The organism is Mycolicibacterium chitae (assembly GCF_900637205.1).
In the GTDB taxonomy this organism is placed as follows: domain Bacteria; phylum Actinomycetota; class Actinomycetes; order Mycobacteriales; family Mycobacteriaceae; genus Mycobacterium; species Mycobacterium chitae.
Window position 1 is genome coordinate 4322506 of the sequence record NZ_LR134355.1, and the last position, 16933, is coordinate 4339438.

Sequence of the window (16933 nt, forward strand, 5' to 3'; positions counted from 1 at the left end):
CGGGAACTTTAGCGCGAACCCGCACCCCCTACGATCTGATCCATGCGCCTGGCCACCTGGAACGTCAACTCCATCCGCACCCGCGTCGACCGCGTGGTCGACTGGCTGGGCCGCTCCGACGTCGACGTGCTAGCCATGCAGGAAACCAAGTGCACCGACGCGCAGTTCCCCACCATGCCGTTCGCCGCGCTGGGCTACGAGGTCGCCCACGTCGGCCTGAACCAGTGGAACGGGGTGGCGATCGCCTCGCGCATCGGCCTGGACAACATCGAGGTCGGGTTCGAGGGCCAGCCGACGTGGTCGAGCAAACCCGACGTGGAGGCCGCCGCGGAGGCCCGTGCGCTCGGGGCGACCTGCGGCGGTGTGCGGGTGTGGAGCCTGTACGTGCCCAACGGGCGCGCGTTGGACGACCCGCACTACCGCTACAAGCTGGACTGGCTTGCCGCGCTGCGCGATACCGCCGCCGGCTGGCTGGCCGACGATCCCGCGCTGCCGGTCGCGTTGGTGGGTGACTGGAACATCGCGCCGCAGGACGACGACGTGTGGGACATCTCCGTGTTCGACGGTCGCACGCACGTGTCGGAGGCCGAGCGCGCGGCGTTCCAGGCCATGACCGACGCCCAATTCACCGACGTGGTACGGCCTTTCACCCCCGGGCCGGGGGTGTACACGTACTGGGATTACACCCAGTTGGCCTTCCAGAAGCGCCGCGGGATGCGCATCGACTTCATCCTGGGCTCCCCGGAGTTCGCGCGGCGGGTCACGCACGGCGAGATCGTCAAGGACGAACGCCGCCCCGGCAAGAAGGGCAGCATCGCCCCCAGCGATCACGCGCCGGTGCTGGTCGAACTGGGCGACTGACCTTTCCGGCGCTGCGCATCGAGCAGGTGCCGGGCGCCGAACGCGGCGTAGCTTCCGGTCAGGGCGACCATGGCGACGATGGCCCGCTGTGAGCCGTCCCGCCGGACCAGATGCCCTAGACCCGTTGCGGTGTCGGAGATGTCGACGGCCAGCGACAGCCGCGTCCAGCGGGCACGCTCGGGGCGGTCGCTGGTCACGAACCCGATTCCCATGGCGACCGCGCGGGCGCCGTAGATCCGCGTCATGTAGGCCAGTTCCGGCGTGGGCGCCGAGACCCCGACCGCACGGGCGAAGGCCCGCGGCGCCGCCAGGGCGGCCGCCCCCAGCAGGATTCGCCCGATCGCCATGGTGGTGAGTGGTTGCGTCGTCACGGTGACCCCTAAGCGTCGGTGACTGGTGCCGCAACGCTAACATAAGATTTAGAAGCGCACTATTTGTTTTTTGAGTGTCGGCCTGGGTTGTGCTCACTCTGAATTTATCCATTCCGCCGCCCCCGGACTCGCCGCTAGGTTGCCTTCTCGGGCTATTTCCCGCTCCCCCAACCACGTTCGCCGACCGACACGTCGGCGACGCCCCGTCCCACCCGACACATACGAATACGAGACAACGTGGCAACCCGCCAGAAAAGAATATTCAACGACGTGACCCAGACGGTGGGAAACACCCCCGTCGTGCGCTTGAACGGTCAGTTCGCCATGGAGAACACCGAACTCCTACTGAAGCTCGAGTACTACAACCCGACGGCGAGCGTGAAGGACCGACTCTCGGTCGGCGCGATCAACTTCGCCGAGAACAGCGGGCAGTTGCAACCCGGCGGCACCATCGTGGCCGCGAGCAGCGGCAACCTCGGCATCGGACTGGCGGCCGCGGGTGCCAGCCGCGGGTACCGCGTCGTCATCGTCATCTACGAGGACACCAGCTACGAGCGCAAGGTCGTCATCCAGAACCTCGGCGCGGAGCTGGTCCTGACGCCGAAGGAGGACGGCGTGCGCGGCTCGGTCGAGGAAGCCGAGCGAATCGCCCGCACCACACCCGGCGCGTTCTTCGTCAACCAGTTCATCATCCCCATCAATCGCGAGATCCACCGGGAAACGACGGGGCCGGAGATCTGGCGGGACACCGCCGGCGAGGTCGACGCGGCCGTCATCGGGGTCGGCTCAGGCGGAACCATCAGCGGCATCGGGACATTCCTGAAAGAGCAGAATCCCGACATCAAGATCTTCGCGGTCGAACCCGACAATTCCGCGGTCCTCAGCGGCGAGGAGTTCAACCCGCACAAGATCTACGGCCTGGGCCCGAACTTCAAGTCGCCGAACTTCGCCGACGAGGTGGTCGACGAGGTGCTGCGGGTCACCGAGGACGAGGCGGCCGCGGTCGCCCGAGATCTCGCCAAGCACGCGGGGATTCCCGCCGGCCTCAGCGGCGGCGCCGCGGTGGCCGCCGCCCAGCAGGTCGCCAAACGGCAGGACCCGACCATTCGGACGATCGTCACGCTGATCCCGGATTCCGCGGACCGCTACATCTCGAGCTACCTGTTCCAGGACGCCTTCGACGAGAACGGAGCGTTGCGCACCGATGTCTGAGCTGCAGCTCGAAGAGCGCGCCGCACGCCTGCGGCAGCCCGGAAAGCCCTTCCGGTTGGGCTTCTTCACCCAGGTGCCCAGCCCGGCCGAACGGCCGGCGCGCCGGACCTACGAGGAACTCGTCGAAAGCATCGTGGCCGCCGAGGAACTCGGCTACGACAGCGTCTGGATCGGGCAGCACCACTTCAGCCCCGAGGACGGGAGTGTTCCGTCGCCGCTGGTGGTGCTGGCCAACGCCGCGGCGCGGACCACGAGGATCCACCTCGCGACGGCGGTCATCGCCCTGCCGTTCGAGCACCCGATCAGGCTCGCCGAGGATCTGGCGGTGCTCGACGAACTGGCGGGCGGCCGGGTCCAGGTCGGACTGGGCGGCGCCCGCGGGGATTTGCAGGCGTTCAACACGTTCGGCATCGACTTCGCCGACAGGCATGAGATCTTCGACCGCAACCTCGCCATCCTGCAGCATCTGTTGGAGGAGCGGACGTGCACGGAGTTCATCGCCGCACCCACCATCGCGTTGGCCGGCCCGGACGCGCCCGCGCCGACCGGGCAACTGTCGGCCTCCGATTCGGTCGCGGGACAGCTGGCCACCGCGGATCTGGAGCCCAAGCGCCTCTTCCCCGCCGCGCCGAGCCTGCGGAACCGCCTGTGGCAGACCGCCAGCAGTGAAGAGCGGGCGCGAATGATCGCCCGGAACAACAACGGGTTGCTCATCGGCGCGTTCCACGACCACGTCATCCACCATCAACTCCGGTTCATCGTCGGCTACCTCGAGGAATGGCAGGCGCTGCACGGAAACCTCGACGAGGCGCGAATCGGCGCGCAGCGCTTCACTTTGCACGGGGAGAGCGCAGCCGCGATCGCGGAGCGCCTCGGCCCCGACGTGGCGGCCACCCAGCGGGGCCTGGCGGACCGCTTCCCGCAACTGGGCGCGCTGACCCCCGCGGAGTACCTGGCCTCGGTGGCGCGCACGGGCACCTCGCGCGAGATCGCGCAGCAACTCCTCGACGATCCCGCCCTGCTGGGCTTCATCACCGACTTCTTCCCGACCACCGGATTGTTCCCGTCGGTCCGAGAAGGCACCGCCGGAGCGGACCTCGACGTCGACCGCCTGCGCCTGTTCGCCGACGAGATCGCGCCGGAACTCGGTTGGAAACCCGCCACCGCTCACCCGCACCAGGAGACCATCCATGCCTGATCTCGAATTCATCCGCCAGTCAAGCGGATTGGGCTACGCCCTGCTGTTCGGCCCGGGCATCGTGCTGCTGCTCATCGCCCTCGCGGTCAAGGGCGCGGTCCGGACGACGCACAACTACGTGATCTCGGGCCGACTGCTCGGCTTCGGGTTCGGGGTGGCGTCGCTGATCTCGGTGTGGACGTGGTCGATGGCGGTGATGCTGTCCTCCGCGCAGGCCTATACCTGGGGCACCTCGGGCCTGATCTGGTTCATCGTGCCCAACGGTCTCGCCATCATCATCATGGTGCCGTTCGCGCTGAAACTGCGCCAGAAGATGCCGTCGGGATACACGCTCGCCGAGTTCATCCGGGCGCGGTTCCAGAACTCGGTCAGCAGCGTGGCGACGTTGGTCTTCCTCATCGGCGCCCTGCTCGGCGTGATCATGATCAACCTCGCCGGGTTGGTGCTCGTCATGAACAAGATCTTCGGGCTCACCCCGATCAGCATCGTCGTCACCGGCATCGTCGTGGTCACGGTGTACTCGTACTTCGGCGGGCTGACGACGTCGGCGGTCACGGGGACGTTGAACACCCTGCTCCTCGGCGTCGGATCGTCGGTGGTGGTGTTGTACGCCCTCGCCAAGGCCGGCGGTGCGGACCTGGTGTTCAACGAGGTCCAGGCCCGCGGCGACCAGCACCTGAACCCGTTCAACCCGGTCACCGCGGCCAGCTTCGGCCTCGCCCTGGCGCTCGGGCTGCTGACCAACGTAATTGCGGATCAGTCGTTCTGGCAACGGGTTTGGGCCATCCGACCCAAGGACCTCGGCCGCAGCTTCCTGTGGGCCGGCGTGTGGTTCTACCCCATCCCGATGGCCCTGGGCCTGCTCGGCTTCATCGGCGTCGCCTACGGCGTGACGCCGGAGCAGCTGGGTCCGCTGGGTGCCGGCGCGATCGGACCGCACGTCATCGCCAGCCTCGGCCTGCCCGTGTTCATCATCGCGCTCTACACGCTGGTGGTGGTCAACGCGTGCTTCGCGGCCATCGACGGCGCCCTCTCGGGCGTCACCTCGTTGGTCGCGGTCGACATCGTGCATCGCTACTGGCCCAAGGTATCCGAGCGAACACTGCTCACCATCACCAAGGGCAGCATGATCGTCGCGGCCGCGATCGCCGGCGGGGTGGTGCTGACCGGGATCGACTACGTCAATCTCGTGACCACGGTGTACTTCTACGGCACCAGCCTGCTCATCCCGGTGGCCCTGAGCATCTTCTGGTCGCGGATGACCGGGACCGGGTACGTCGCGGGGGTGCTCGCGGGCGTCGCCGTGGGCGGCCCGCTGCGGGAGACGCTCGGACCCACCTACGGTCCGCTGTTCGGGATCATCGGCCTGATCGCGGCGTCGGCCATCGTCTCGATCGTGGTCAGTCTGCGGTCCAACACCCGCTTCGACTTCGACAGCCTCGCCGACGGCACCGGGGCGCTGCTCGAACGCGACGCCGCGCCCAGCGATCCCGATCCCGATCCCGATCCCGATCCCACTCCCGACGAGCGCGTCCCCGCCGGACAACAGTAATCAGGAAGGCAGTGTTGTGACCCTCTTCTACCTCGGCGCGGGCATCGGCTTGGTCCTCGCCGTCATCTACCTGATCGTCGGCGGGCTGAGCTTCCTCCGGATCCGGCGCCAGCTGGCCGACGGCACCGGCGCCGAACCCGTCGACGACGACCTCGACGCCTCGGAGGTCGCGTTGGTTCCGGGGTTCACCTGGAAGGCCAGCGCGGCCGTGCTGACGTCGTTCGTCCTGCTGATCATCGCGTCCTACAGCGGCACGTTCTGGTACGTGCTGGCGCTGAGCGGGCTCGGTACCGCGGCGGCGGTGATCGTGGCGTTCGTCCTCGAGTTGCGCGGAGACCGGACCACCTTGTCATAGGCCGGTGGCATACTGCACATATGTTCGAAGTGGAGGTGTTGCCGCCGGTCACGCAGGTGCGTGAGCTGGACACTTCCGCTCTGGTCGACGCCATGGGCGCCTCGGCCCGGCTCGAGGCCGCCACCGCGGCACGTCGGGTGGCCGCGATCGCCGAGCTGTTCGACCGCCGCCTGCACGAGATCGACGCCGACCAACGCGAACAATGGCTCATCGACGGCCACGAACAAGTCACCGCCGAAGTCGCCTGCGCCCTGCGGATCAGCCGGGCACGCGCGGCCGCCCTGATCCGAGTCGCGGTCGCCCTGCACGAACGCCTACCCCAGACCGCCGCCAAATTCGCCCTGGGCCTGGTCGACTACCGCGTCCTGACCGTCCTGGTCGCCCGTACCGAACTGATCCTCGACGACGCCGACGTCGCCACCCTCGACGCCATCATCGCCCGCCAGGTGCACCGCTGGAACCGCCTGTCCCGCAAGAAACTGACCGACGCCATCGACACCTGCGTCCTCGACATCGACCGGCTCGCCAAAAAACCCACCCGCACCCCCGCCGAGGACCGCGAGATCGGCATCGGCCCCGACCGCGACGGCAACGCCGAAATCTGGGGCACCGTCGCCGCCCCCGACGCCATCGCCTTCGACACCCGCCTCAATGCCCTCGCCGACTCCGTGTGCCCCCAAGACCCGCGCCCCAAAGCCCGCCGCCGCGCCGACGCCCTCGGCGCCCTGGCGGCCGGGGCCACCACCATGGCTTGCCAATGCGGCCGCGAGGACTGCCCCACCCTCACCGACCCCGCCCCGCCGCAACCCGAAGTGGTCATCACCGTGCTGTCCGACCCGGCCGCCGGCACCGGCTACCTACCCGGCTACGGAGTACTGAGCGAACAAGCCCTTGCCGACATCGCCGAACGTGCCACCCAACAACTGCAACTGGCTCATCCCGGCGAGCACAGCGACCCCGAACCGGGCTACCGGCCCTCGGCCGCGCTGGCCGCCTTCGTCCGCGCCCGCGACCTGACCTGCCGCTTCCCCGGCTGCGACGCCCCGGCCCAGGTCTGTGACGTCGACCACACCGTGCCCTGGCCACACGGGCCGACCCACCCGTCGAACCTCAAAATTTTATGCCGTCGACATCATTTGCTGAAAACTTTCTACACCGGTCCACGCTGGTGGAAAGACACCCAACGCCACGACGGCACCATCCTGTGGACCTCCCCGACCGGCCACACCTATCGCACCAAACCCCATGGCGCCCTGCTGTTCCCGAGCCTGACGCGGTCCACCGGCCACCTCGACCTGCCCGCCGCACCCCCACCCACACCCGGCCGCGGCCACGCCATGCCCACCCGCACCATGACCCGCGCCCAACAAACCGCCTACCGCATCAACTACGAACGCACCCAAAACGCCCAGTATTACGCGCTGAATCCCGAACCCCCACCCGAACCACCACCGTTCTGAGGCACCGCACTAGCGGTCCGCGGCGGCGCCCACTATGGTGGGCGCGGATACAACCACACGGGAGTGCGCACCGAGCGCGCTGAGAGGACGACTGGGGTCGTCGACCGTACGAACCTGACCGGGTAATGCCGGCGTAGGGAGTGCACGATGAGTGATATTTCTGCTATTGCCAACCTGTCCGGTGGCCCAATCTCGGGAAGCGCCAAGGTGTATCGGGAACTTCCCGACGGCGCGCGGGTGCCGTTTCGCCGCATCCACCTGAGCAACGGCGAGCATCTGGATGTCTACGACACGTCCGGCCCCTACACCGATCCGGACGCGCGCATCGACCTCGATGCCGGACTGCCGCACCGCCCGATCATCCGGGACCGCGGCACTCAACTGCAGCGCGCCCGCGCCGGGGAGATCACCGCCGAGATGGCGTTCATCGCCGAACGTGAAGGTGTACCAGCCGAACTCGTGCGCAGCGAGGTGGCCGCCGGGCGCGCGGTCATCCCCGCCAACCACAACCATCCCGAGAGCGAGCCGATGATCATCGGCAAGGCCTTCGCGGTGAAGATCAACGCCAACATCGGCAACTCCGCGGTGACCTCGTCGATCGCCGAGGAGGTGGACAAGATGGTGTGGGCCACCCGGTGGGGCGCCGACACCATCATGGACCTGTCCACCGGCAAGAACATCCACGAGACCCGCGAGTGGATCCTGCGCAACTCCCCCGTCCCGGTCGGCACCGTGCCGATCTATCAGGCACTGGAGAAGGTCGACGGCGAACCGACCGAGCTGACGTGGGAGATGTACCGCGACACCGTGATCGAGCAGTGCGAGCAGGGTGTGGACTACATGACCGTGCACGCCGGCGTGCTGCTGCGGCACATCCCGCTGACCGTCGACCGGGTGACCGGCATCGTCTCGCGCGGCGGATCGATCATGGCGGCCTGGTGCCTGGCCCACCACACCGAGTCGTTCCTCTACACCCACTTCGCCGAACTGTGCGAGATCTTTGCCCGCTACGACGTGACCTTCTCGCTGGGTGACGGCCTGCGCCCCGGTTCGATCGCCGACGCCAACGACGAGGCCCAGTTCGCCGAGCTGCGCACCCTGGGCGAGCTCACCAAGATCGCGAAAAGCCATGGCGTACAGGTGATGATCGAAGGTCCGGGCCACGTCCCGATGCACAAGATCGTGGAGAACGTCCGCCTCGAGGAGGAACTCTGCGAGGAGGCGCCGTTCTACACCCTGGGACCGCTGGCCACCGACATCGCCCCCGGCTACGACCACATCACCTCGGCCATCGGCGCCGCGATCATCGCGCAGGCCGGCACCGCCATGCTGTGCTACGTCACCCCCAAGGAACACCTGGGCCTGCCCAACCGCAAGGACGTCAAGGACGGCGTCATCGCCTACAAGATCGCCGCGCACGCCGCGGACCTCGCCAAGGGGCACCCCCGCGCCCAGCAGCGCGATGACGCCCTGAGCACCGCGCGCTTCGAGTTCCGCTGGGAGGACCAGTTCAACCTGGCGCTGGATCCCGACACCGCCCGCGAGTTCCACGACGAGACGCTGCCGGCGGGACCGGCCAAGACCGCGCACTTCTGCTCGATGTGCGGGCCGAAGTTCTGTTCGATGCGCATCACCCAGGACATCCGGGACGCCTACCCGGACGGCACCGCCGGCGAGATCGAACGCGGGATGGCGGCCAAGTCCGCCGAGTTCGCCGAGCACGGCAACCGGGTGTACCTCCCGTTGGAACCGGCCGTGTCAGAATCGACGCTATGAACGTCCTCCCGCTGGCGCAACCCGGGCAGACGCCGCTGACGGTGCTGACCATCGCCGGATCCGACTCCGGGGGCGGCGCGGGCATCCAGGCCGATCTGCGCACCTTCGCGATGCTGGGCCTGCACGGCTGCGTGGCGCTGGCGGCCGTCACCGTCCAGAACACCGTGGGCGTCAAGGCCTTTCACGAGATTCCGCTGGAGATCATCGCCGGGCAGATCCAGGCGGTGACCTCCGACATCGGCGTCAAGGCCGCCAAGACCGGGATGCTGGCCTCGGCGGAGATCATCGGCTGCGTCGCCGAGACCTGGCGCGCCGAGGGCCAGGCCGGCCGCACCCCACTGGTGGTCGACCCGGTCTGCGCGTCCATGCACGGCGACCCGCTGGTGCACCCGTCGGCGCTGAATTCGCTGCGCACCGAACTGTTCCCGCTGGCCACCCTGGTGACCCCCAACCTCGACGAGGTGCGCCTACTGGTCGACATCGACGTCGTCGACGAGGCCTCTCAGCGCGACGCCGCCCGCGCGCTGCACGCGCTGGGGACGCAGTGGGCGCTGGTCAAGGGCGGGCACCTGCGGTCCTCGCAACTGAGCCCGGACCTGCTGTTCGACGGCACCGACTTCCACGAGTTCGCCGCGCCCCGGGTGGACACCGGCCACGACCACGGCGCCGGGGACACGCTGGCTGCGGCCACGGCATCCGCACTGGCGCACGGTTATTCGGTGCCCGACGCGGTGGCCTTCGCGAAGTCCTGGATCACCGAATGCATCCGTGCGGCCTATCCGCTGGGCCACGGCCACGGCCCGGTCAACCCGCTGTTCCGGCTGCACGGCCTGCCCGATGGATCTTGACGCGATCGCCGGCGTCGCGCACACCCCCGACGCCGCCCCCAACGGCACGGTGCTGCTCACCCACGGTGCCGGCGGCAACCGCGACTCCCCGCTGCTGATCCGGATCTGCGACGAGTGGGCCGGGCGCGGTTGGCTCGCGATCCGCTACAACCTGCCCTACCGGCGACGCCGCCCCAAGGGGCCGCCGTCGGGTTCGGCCGCCACCGATCAGGCCGGCATCGCCGAGGCGATCGGGCTGGCCCACGATCTCGGGCACGGCCCGGTGCTCGCCGGCGGCCACTCCTACGGCGGCCGGATGACGTCGATGGTCGTCGCAGAGGGGACGGCCGCCGACGGGACGGCCGTCGACGCGCTGACGCTGTTCTCCTACCCGTTGCACCCGCCGGGCAAGCCCGAACGGGCCCGCACCGAGCACCTGCCGTCGATCACGGCGCCGACGGTGTTCACCCACGGCACCGCCGACCCGTTCGGCAGCATCGAGGAACTGCGCGCGGCCGCCGCGTTGCTCGGCGGGCCCCACACGATCGTCGAGATCACCAAGGCCCGTCACGACCTGGGCTCCAAGACCCTCGACGTGCCGGCGCTGGCCGTCGACGCGGCCCTGACACTGCTGGGTTAGCAAACGACTCTTCCATCTTACTTTTGAGTAAGATACGGTTCGGAGATGGCCGCACCCGAGTTCGACTTCGTGATCGTGGGCGCCGGTTTCGGCGGAATCGGGGCCGCGATCGAACTGCGACGCCTGGGCTACGACAACTTCGTGATCCTGGACCGCGAGGACGATCTCGGCGGCACCTGGCACGTCAACCACTACCCCGGCCTGGCCGTCGACGTGCCGACCACCACCTACAGCTACTCCTTCGAGCCAAACCCCAACTGGTCGCGGCTCTACACCCCCGGCCCGGAGATCAAGCGGTACGCCGCCGACGTCGCCGACAAGTACGACGTGCGCGATCACATGCGGTTCAACACCGTGGTCACCGGAGCGCGCTGGGACGACGAGACCAACACCTGGCAGGTGGCCCTCGAGTCCGGGGACCCGCTGAGCACCCGGTTCCTGATCACCGCGACGGGGTTCCTGTCCCAGCCGCGCATGCCGGACATCCCCGGCATCACCAGCTTCGAGGGCCGGGTCCTGCACACCACCGACTGGGACGACGACTACGACGCCGCCGGCGAGCGGGTCGCGGTGATCGGCACCGGCGCCACCGCCGTGCAGCTGATCCCCGAATTGGCCCGCCGCGCGGCGGATCTCACCGTCTACCAGCGCACGCCGATCTGGGTGGTGCCCAAGATCGACGTCCGCTTCGGGGCCCTCGCGCGGCGGTTGTTCGCCCGGGTCCCGGCGACGCAACGGGCGGTGCGCGCCGTCACCGACGGTCTCTACGAGTTCCTGGTCTATGTCGGGGTGCTGCGCTACGACAGCGTCGGCCGACTCAACGGCGCGGCCCGTCTCCTGGCCGGCGCGCATCGGTTCGCGTCCATCCGCGACCGCAACCTGCGCCGCAAGCTCACCCCCGACTACGAGTTCGGCTGCAAGCGACCGACCTTCTCCAACAGCTACTACCGCACGTTCACCCGCCCGCACGTGCATCTGCAGGCCGACGGGATCGACCGCGTCGAGGCCGACGGCATCGTCAACGCCGACGGCACCAAGACCGTGCTCGACACCCTGGTACTGGCGACCGGCTTCGACCTGTGGGAGGCCAACTTCCCGGCAATCGAGGTGATCGGCCGCGACGGACGCGACCTGGGAAAGTGGTGGCGCGACACCCGATTCCAGGCCTATCAGGGCGTCACGGTGCCGCGGTTCCCGAACTTCCTGAGCCTGGCCAGCCCGTATGCGTTCCTGGGGCTGAACTTCTTCAACACCATGGACTATCAGATGCGCCACATGGACCGGCTCTTCGGCGAGCTGAAGCGCCGGGGCGCAACGACTTTCGAGGTCACTGAGAAGGCCAACGCCCGCTATCTGGACCAGATGACGGAGCTGTTGGGCGACTCGTTGTTCACCGTCGGCGACTGCGCCTCGGCCCGCTCGTACTATTACAATCCGGCCGGTGAGGCCACGCTGCTGCGACCCATGACCACCCGGGCCGCGCTGCGGGAGGCCTCGACCTACCCCGTCACCGACTACGAATTCGCTTGAACAGAAAGGTTCGTCCAGTGTCAGACGCATCCACCAAGCCCGCCGCCCTGCCCCGGATCGCCGGGGTGGTGCTGGCCGCCACGGGGCTGGCGCACTTCGTCCGTCCGCAGCTGTTCGAGCCGATGTCCAAGCCGTTGTTCCCGCGCAAGACGCGCCAGCACATCTACACCAACGGCAGCATCGAGACGGCGCTCGGCCTGGGCCTGATCAGCCGTCGGACCCGCAAGCTGGCGCTGCTCGGCGGCGCCGGTTACATCGGCTACCTGGGACTGAACGCGGCCCGCAGCGGTCGTTAGATCCCGAGCACCGCCTTGGCGATGCCGAAGTAGATCAACAGGCCGGCGGCGTCGACGAACGTCGAGATGAACGGGTTGGAGAACACCGCGGGGTCGGCCCGAACCACCCGCGCCAACAGCGGCATCACGCCGCCGACCGTGGCCGCCATGGCGCACAGGCTGACGAATGTCAGCCCGATGACCAGCCCGATGTCGCGGCCGTAGATCAGGCCGGTCACCGCGAAGGCCAGCACGCCCAGCAGCACGCCCAGCGACAACCCGACGCGGAATTCGCGGAACAACACCTTGCCGAGGTCGCGGGGCACCACATCGCCGAGCGCGAGCGCCCGGGTGACGGTGGTCGCGGCCTGGTTGCCGGTGTTGCCGCCCGTGCCGATCAGCAGCGGCACGAACAGCGCCAGGGTGACCACCTGCTCCAGCGTGGCCTCGAACACCTCCAGCACCTGGACGGTCAACGTCGCGCCGACCGCCAGCACCAGCAGCCACACCACCCGGGAGCGCACCAGGGTGCTCACCGGCGCGGCCAGATAGGGCCGACGCAGCGGCTCCGCACCGCCGATGCGGGCCTGGTCCTCGGAGTCCGCGCTTTCCAGGATCGCCAACGCGTCGTCGACCGTGAGGATCCCCACCAACCGGTGCTCGTTGTCGACCACCGGCAGGGCCAGCAGTTTGAGGTCCGCACACCGGCGGGCGGCCTCCTCGGCGTCGTCGGTCGCCCGCACCTCGTCGGGCCGCTGCATCACCTCCCCGACGGGGGTCCCGACGGGCGCCCTCATCAGATCGCGCAAGCTGACGATGCCGACCAGCACGCGTTGGTCGTCGACGACCGGCATGGTGTAGACCGTCTCGGCGTCATCGAGGTGCGCACTGACCCGCCGCAGCGCCTCGGCGCTGGTCATCTCGGGGCGCACCGCGACGTACTCGGGGCTCATCCGCCGGCCGATCGAGCGCTGCGGGTAGCCGAGGATCCCCGCGGTCAGGTCCCGCTCCTGCGGCGGCAGCCCCTGCAGCAGCCGACGGGCGACCTTGGCCGGCAGCTCGTCGAGAAGTTCGACCCGGTCGTCGGGATCCAGATCGGCGAACAGCGCCGCGACGTCGTCGTCCTGCAGCGCGCCGACGAGGTCGCCCTGCAGGGTGGGGTCGAGCATCTCGAACACCTCGAGCGCCTGGTCCTTGCCCAGCAGCCGGTACAGCACCGCGCGGCGCTTCGAGGACAACCGGTCGAGGACCTCGACGACCCAGCCGGCGGGCAGCGACCGCACCAACGTCGTCAACTCCGGCAGGTCGAGATCGTCGTCCATCGCCTCTTCGACCGCACGCGTGACCGCGTCCCGGTCGGTGCCGTCGGAGGTGAAGCGGTCAGAGGTGCCAGGCATGGTCATGGCTCTCATATACACCGTCCGGGTGTCCGGCGCCTATACGCCCAGCGTCACGTGCATCAGCCGGCGCACGACGGCCTGGACCTGTGCGGAGTCCTGGTAGGCCACCAACCGGCCGAGGTCGACCACCAGCGCCATGGCCGCGTGCACGGTGAAACGCGCCTGCCCCTCGCTGAGGTCCGGGCGCGCCGAGATCAGCAGCCGCGCCCAGGAGTCGATGGTGGAGCGCTGCACGTTGCGCAGCATGTCCTGATCCGCCGCGCTGAGGTTGACCCGCTCGGTGTAATACACATAGGCCAGCTCCGGGCTGGCGAACGAGCTGGCCACGTAGGCCGCGACCAGCCGCTGCAGGGCCTCGGCCGGGTCGGCGACCCCGGCCAGCCCCGAGGCCAGCTCGCCCGAGATGCGGTCGGCGCCCCGGTGGAAGACCGCCGAGAGGATGTCCTGCTTACCCGCGAAATACCGGTAGATCGCCGAGGTCGGAATGCCGACGGCGGCGGCGATCTCACCCATGCTGGTCTCGTGGTAACCCTGCTGGTCGAACAGCACCAGCGACTTCTGCAGCACGGCCTCGTAGCGGCCGACGGTATCCGGTTCGGCGACCGGCCGCGGCACGACGACGGGTTGTTCGGCCGCCTCGGCGGCGGTCGGCAACTGCGCGGCCAGGATGTCGGCGGCCACCCCGGACAGCAACGTCCGGATCTGCCCGACGGGTAACTTCGCCCGGTGGTCGGCGACGCTGCCCGCGACGCTGAGGACGCCGGCCGACAACATCCAGCGATCCGCCGAGGACAGCGTGGGCCGCAGCTGCCGCAGCGACCGTTGGATGCGCCGGTTGACCAGCCGGATCTGCGTCATCAGCTGGGCCTGATCGTCGCCCTGCAGGTAGCGCCCCTCCCAGCGGTACAACCCGCCGCGGTCCCGGTTGGCGATCGCCACGTCGATGACGGCGCCGACCACCCGCTCCTGCTGCGCCGCGGGCGCCAGGGAATCGGTCTCGTCGTCCACGAACGCGGTGGCGTCCACCAGCTGCTGGCCCAGCGTCAGAACCGCGGCCCGGAACAGGTCGTACTTGTTGGTGTAGTGCCGATACAGCGCCGTGGCGGTGATGTCGAGCTGCGCGGCGATGTCGTCCATCCCCACGGCGTGGTAGCCCCGCTTGCTGAAGGCCTCCGCGGCGACGCGGGCGATCTGCGCCTTGCGGTCCTTCGGGCGCCGTCGGATGCCGTCGGCGGTGGCAGCTCGGCGGGTCGGCACGCACCCACATTAGACCGGGCATCGGCGATCGCATCACCGAACCGACGCCGACGACCAAAGGACGCCAACCCGCCACCCCGGTAGGCGAATCCTGGTTAACATAGTGGGACGTGAGGGTGGGACGTGAGGGGAAGGGACGCGCATATGCTCGCCAAGCTTCGGTCGGTGCTGAGTTACCAGTTCACCATCGCGGAACTCATCGGCCTCGGCATCATCCTCGGCACCCCCTACCTGATCATCGGGGCGATCTGGTCGATGACGCACACCGACCACCTCGAACACCTCCAGGGCGCCGATCTGGTGGTGTCCTTCCTGGGCTCGATCGTCTCCTGGCCAGTACTGCTGTTCTCGAACGTGTGCATGACGTGAGTTCCCCGCGCCCGTTGTCCACCGCCGACACCCGGATCAGCATCGGGCGGCGCACCACCCGGTGGGACGACCGCGAACCGACCGTCGCCGACGCGATGGACTTCTGGTCGTTCGCGGCGGGCGCGGCCAACGTGGTGATGCAGCTGTCCGTGCCCGGCGTGGGGCACGGGGTGGTGGAGAGCAAAGTCACCTCGGGCAGCCTGATGCACCACCCGTGGAAACGCGCCCGCACGACGTTCAGCTACCTGGCCGTGGCCATCCTGGGCACCGACGCCGACCGGGTCGCCTACCGCGAGGCCGTGGACGGCGCGCACCGGCAGGTGCGTTCGACGCCGCAGAGCCCGGTGCGGTACAACGCCTTCGATCGGGACCTGCAGATGTGGGTCGCCGCCTGCCTTTTCGTCGGCCTGGAGGACACCTATCAGCTGCTGCGCGGCGAACTCACCGGCGAACACGCCGAGATCTTCTACCGCTCGGCGTTCACGCTGGGCACCACGCTGCAGGTCACCGAGGACCAGTGGCCACCCACCCGCGCGGCGTTCGACGACTACTGGAACACCGCCTGCGAACAGGTCGCGATGGATACCGCGGTGCGCGACTATCTGACCGATCTGCTGCACCTGCGGATGGTCTCCGGACTGCTGCGCCCGGGCTTCGGACCGCTGCTGCGCTTCCTCACCGCGGGCTTCTTGGCGCCGGTGTTCCGCGACGCGCTCGGGGTGAGCTGGTCGGCGGGTCGCCAGAAGTGGTTCGAGCGGCTGTTCCTGCTTGTGTCCTTCGGCAACCGCTTCCTCCCCAAGTTCATTCGACAGGGCGGCAGCCACGTGCTGCTGGCGGATATCCGCAGGAGGGTCCGGCGGGGAAAGAGGTTGATCTGATGGGCGGAGAACTCACCACGCGTCGACTGCTGGCGATGATCGCGGCGGGACTGGTGCTGCTGATCGGGGTGCTGGCCATGTGGCAGCCGGTGCACCTGTCCGAATTCGACAACTACGGCCTGCAGATCAGTTGCGGTTCCGGCTTTTTCGCCGATATGTCGCACCCCGAGATCGCCGACGGCGGCCCGGGCCCGCTCACCGAGCAGTGCGAGTCCGCGTTGCTGTTCCGGCGCGGCTGGGCCATCCCGACCATGGTGCTGGGCGCCGGCGCGCTGCTGGTGTTGGCCCTGCGTGGCAGCCGGGTGGTCAGCCCGCGATCCCGGCAATGAGCCGCTCGCACACCGCGTCCATCTCCGCGCGCGCCCGCTGCGGATCGGCGGCCCGCGACACGTAGAGGGCCGCCTCGTCGAGCGCGCCCAGCACCACGTGCGCGGTCGGGCGCACCGGCTGCTCGGGGATCTCGCCGTCGGCGATGGCCCGGGCCAGCATCGTCTCGATGACGCCGAGGCCGTACTTCAGCCCGACCTCGCGCCAGCGTTCCCAGCCGAGCACCGACGGCGCGTCGATCAGGATGATCTGCTGGACCTCCGGCGCCGCGCACCGGTCCAGGAACTGCCGCGCCCCCACCCGCATGGCCGCCAGCGCCCCGCCGGGCGCCGCGGCGGCCACGGCCTCCCCGACCTCGGCCACCAGTTCGGCCTCCACCTGCTCGTGCACGGCCGCGAACAGCTCGGCCTTGTCGGCGAACTGGTGGTAGAGCGCGCCGCGGGTGACGCCGGCGGCCTCGACGATCGCCTGGGTGGAGACCTCACCGAACCCCGTGGTGGCGAACAGTTTCCGGGCGGCCTCGAGTAGCTGGGCGCGGGTTGCCGCGGTGCGCTCGGCCTGGGTCCGGCGGGCCGGCCTCTTGACTTCCATACTGGCTGCACGTAACTTTCATACTTAGTGTTTGTAAGTTGCCTCGACGGAGAG

At 68.9% G+C, this 16933-nt stretch carries 18 protein-coding genes and 1 riboswitch; of the genes, 14 read left to right on the forward strand and 4 right to left on the reverse strand.

Annotation, left to right across the window (positions count from 1 at the left end; all coding sequences use genetic code 11):
• Window positions 1-42: 42 nt before the first annotated feature.
• Window positions 43-861, forward strand: a complete 819-nt coding sequence (locus EL338_RS20795) for an exodeoxyribonuclease III (protein ID WP_126335477.1) — start codon at window positions 43-45, stop codon at window positions 859-861.
• On the opposite strand, the gene EL338_RS20800 is transcribed toward EL338_RS20795, so the two are convergent.
• On the reverse strand, window positions 828-1232 hold the full coding sequence (locus tag EL338_RS20800) for a hypothetical protein (RefSeq protein ID WP_126335478.1): 405 nt from the start codon (window positions 1230-1232) through the stop codon (window positions 828-830). The genes EL338_RS20795 and EL338_RS20800 overlap by 34 nt on opposite strands.
• Window positions 1233-1502: 270 nt before the next feature.
• On the opposite strand from EL338_RS20800, the gene EL338_RS20805 reads away from it, so the two are divergent.
• The 10 genes from EL338_RS20805 (at window position 1503) to EL338_RS20850 (ending at window position 12078) form a co-directional block, all read left to right on the forward strand.
• Entirely contained in the window at window positions 1503-2444 is a 942-nt protein-coding gene (locus EL338_RS20805) for a PLP-dependent cysteine synthase family protein (protein WP_235666230.1), read from the forward strand.
• A complete protein-coding gene (locus EL338_RS20810) occupies window positions 2437-3642 on the forward strand; it encodes an LLM class flavin-dependent oxidoreductase (protein WP_126335480.1) in 1206 nt (401 codons plus the stop codon). The genes EL338_RS20805 and EL338_RS20810 overlap by 8 nt, the downstream gene beginning before the upstream one ends.
• Window positions 3635-5194: a sodium:solute symporter family protein gene (locus EL338_RS20815; protein WP_126335481.1), complete on the forward strand. Its 1560-nt coding sequence runs from the start codon at window positions 3635-3637 to the stop codon at window positions 5192-5194. The genes EL338_RS20810 and EL338_RS20815 overlap by 8 nt, the downstream gene beginning before the upstream one ends.
• Window positions 5195-5210: 16 nt before the next feature.
• Window positions 5211-5549: a hypothetical protein gene (locus EL338_RS20820; RefSeq protein WP_126335482.1), complete on the forward strand. Its 339-nt coding sequence runs from the start codon at window positions 5211-5213 to the stop codon at window positions 5547-5549.
• A 20-nt stretch (window positions 5550-5569) separates the two neighbouring features.
• Window positions 5570-7009 (forward strand): HNH endonuclease signature motif containing protein, encoded by a 1440-nt coding sequence (locus EL338_RS20825; protein ID WP_126335483.1) that lies wholly within the window; start codon window positions 5570-5572, stop codon window positions 7007-7009.
• A 47-nt stretch (window positions 7010-7056) separates the two neighbouring features.
• Window positions 7057-7166: riboswitch (TPP riboswitch) on the forward strand.
• Entirely contained in the window at window positions 7157-8785 is a 1629-nt protein-coding gene (thiC, locus tag EL338_RS20830; RefSeq protein WP_170217466.1) for a phosphomethylpyrimidine synthase ThiC, read from the forward strand. (Overlaps the previous riboswitch by 10 nt.)
• Window positions 8782-9633: a bifunctional hydroxymethylpyrimidine kinase/phosphomethylpyrimidine kinase gene (gene thiD, locus EL338_RS20835; protein ID WP_126335484.1), complete on the forward strand. Its 852-nt coding sequence runs from the start codon at window positions 8782-8784 to the stop codon at window positions 9631-9633. Before thiC ends, thiD begins: the two co-directional genes overlap by 4 nt.
• On the forward strand, window positions 9623-10252 hold the full coding sequence (locus EL338_RS20840) for an alpha/beta hydrolase family protein (RefSeq protein WP_126335485.1): 630 nt from the start codon (window positions 9623-9625) through the stop codon (window positions 10250-10252). Before thiD ends, EL338_RS20840 begins: the two co-directional genes overlap by 11 nt.
• Before the next feature lie 45 nt (window positions 10253-10297).
• Window positions 10298-11782, forward strand: a complete 1485-nt coding sequence (locus tag EL338_RS20845) for a flavin-containing monooxygenase (RefSeq protein WP_126335486.1) — start codon at window positions 10298-10300, stop codon at window positions 11780-11782.
• 17 nt (window positions 11783-11799) lie between these two features.
• Complete coding sequence (locus tag EL338_RS20850; RefSeq protein ID WP_163791868.1) at window positions 11800-12078, forward strand: DoxX-related protein; 279 nt, start codon at window positions 11800-11802, stop codon at window positions 12076-12078.
• On the opposite strand, the gene mgtE is transcribed toward EL338_RS20850, so the two are convergent.
• Both mgtE and EL338_RS20860 read right to left on the reverse strand, forming a co-directional pair.
• A complete protein-coding gene (mgtE, locus tag EL338_RS20855; protein ID WP_372943056.1) occupies window positions 12075-13460 on the reverse strand; it encodes a magnesium transporter in 1386 nt (461 codons plus the stop codon). The two genes, EL338_RS20850 and mgtE, sit on opposite strands and share 4 nt — an antisense overlap.
• Window positions 13461-13493: 33 nt before the next feature.
• Window positions 13494-14714, reverse strand: coding sequence for a TetR/AcrR family transcriptional regulator (locus EL338_RS20860; protein ID WP_235666231.1), 1221 nt, complete (start codon window positions 14712-14714; stop codon window positions 13494-13496).
• Window positions 14715-14858: 144 nt separating this feature from the next.
• Between EL338_RS20860 and EL338_RS20865 the strand changes: the two genes are divergently transcribed.
• The 3 genes from EL338_RS20865 to EL338_RS20875 are packed head-to-tail and all read left to right on the forward strand — an operon-like array spanning window position 14859 to window position 16290.
• The gene (locus EL338_RS20865) at window positions 14859-15083 is read left to right on the forward strand and encodes a hypothetical protein (RefSeq protein ID WP_126335487.1); all 225 of its coding nucleotides are present in this window, start codon (window positions 14859-14861) and stop codon (window positions 15081-15083) included.
• A complete protein-coding gene (locus tag EL338_RS20870; protein WP_235666232.1) occupies window positions 15080-15961 on the forward strand; it encodes an oxygenase MpaB family protein in 882 nt (293 codons plus the stop codon). The genes EL338_RS20865 and EL338_RS20870 overlap by 4 nt, the downstream gene beginning before the upstream one ends.
• Window positions 15961-16290, forward strand: coding sequence for a hypothetical protein (locus tag EL338_RS20875; RefSeq protein ID WP_126335488.1), 330 nt, complete (start codon window positions 15961-15963; stop codon window positions 16288-16290). Before EL338_RS20870 ends, EL338_RS20875 begins: the two co-directional genes overlap by 1 nt.
• Here EL338_RS20875 and EL338_RS20880 read toward each other — a convergent pair.
• A complete protein-coding gene (locus tag EL338_RS20880) occupies window positions 16268-16879 on the reverse strand; it encodes a TetR/AcrR family transcriptional regulator (protein ID WP_126335489.1) in 612 nt (203 codons plus the stop codon). The two genes, EL338_RS20875 and EL338_RS20880, sit on opposite strands and share 23 nt — an antisense overlap.
• Between the last annotated feature and the right edge of the window lie 54 nt (window positions 16880-16933).

Excerpts from the sequence above, each read along its gene's own strand:
- mgtE (WP_372943056.1), bottom strand. The coding sequence starts at position 13,460 with ATGACCATGCCTGGCACCTCTGACCGCTTCACCTCCGACGGCACCGAC.
- EL338_RS20875 (WP_126335488.1), top strand. The coding sequence starts at position 15,961 with ATGGGCGGAGAACTCACCACGCGTCGACTGCTGGCGATGATCGCGGCG.
- EL338_RS20810 (WP_126335480.1), top strand. The coding sequence starts at position 2,437 with ATGTCTGAGCTGCAGCTCGAAGAGCGCGCCGCACGCCTGCGGCAGCCC.
- EL338_RS20825 (WP_126335483.1), top strand. The coding sequence starts at position 5,570 with ATGTTCGAAGTGGAGGTGTTGCCGCCGGTCACGCAGGTGCGTGAGCTG.
- EL338_RS20840 (WP_126335485.1), top strand. The coding sequence starts at position 9,623 with ATGGATCTTGACGCGATCGCCGGCGTCGCGCACACCCCCGACGCCGCC.
- EL338_RS20845 (WP_126335486.1), top strand. The coding sequence starts at position 10,298 with ATGGCCGCACCCGAGTTCGACTTCGTGATCGTGGGCGCCGGTTTCGGC.
- EL338_RS20815 (WP_126335481.1), top strand. The coding sequence starts at position 3,635 with ATGCCTGATCTCGAATTCATCCGCCAGTCAAGCGGATTGGGCTACGCC.
- thiD (WP_126335484.1), top strand. The coding sequence starts at position 8,782 with ATGAACGTCCTCCCGCTGGCGCAACCCGGGCAGACGCCGCTGACGGTG.
- EL338_RS20865 (WP_126335487.1), top strand. The coding sequence starts at position 14,859 with ATGCTCGCCAAGCTTCGGTCGGTGCTGAGTTACCAGTTCACCATCGCG.
- EL338_RS20795 (WP_126335477.1), top strand. The coding sequence starts at position 43 with ATGCGCCTGGCCACCTGGAACGTCAACTCCATCCGCACCCGCGTCGAC.
- EL338_RS20880 (WP_126335489.1), bottom strand. The coding sequence starts at position 16,879 with ATGGAAGTCAAGAGGCCGGCCCGCCGGACCCAGGCCGAGCGCACCGCG.
- thiC (WP_170217466.1), top strand. The coding sequence starts at position 7,157 with ATGAGTGATATTTCTGCTATTGCCAACCTGTCCGGTGGCCCAATCTCG.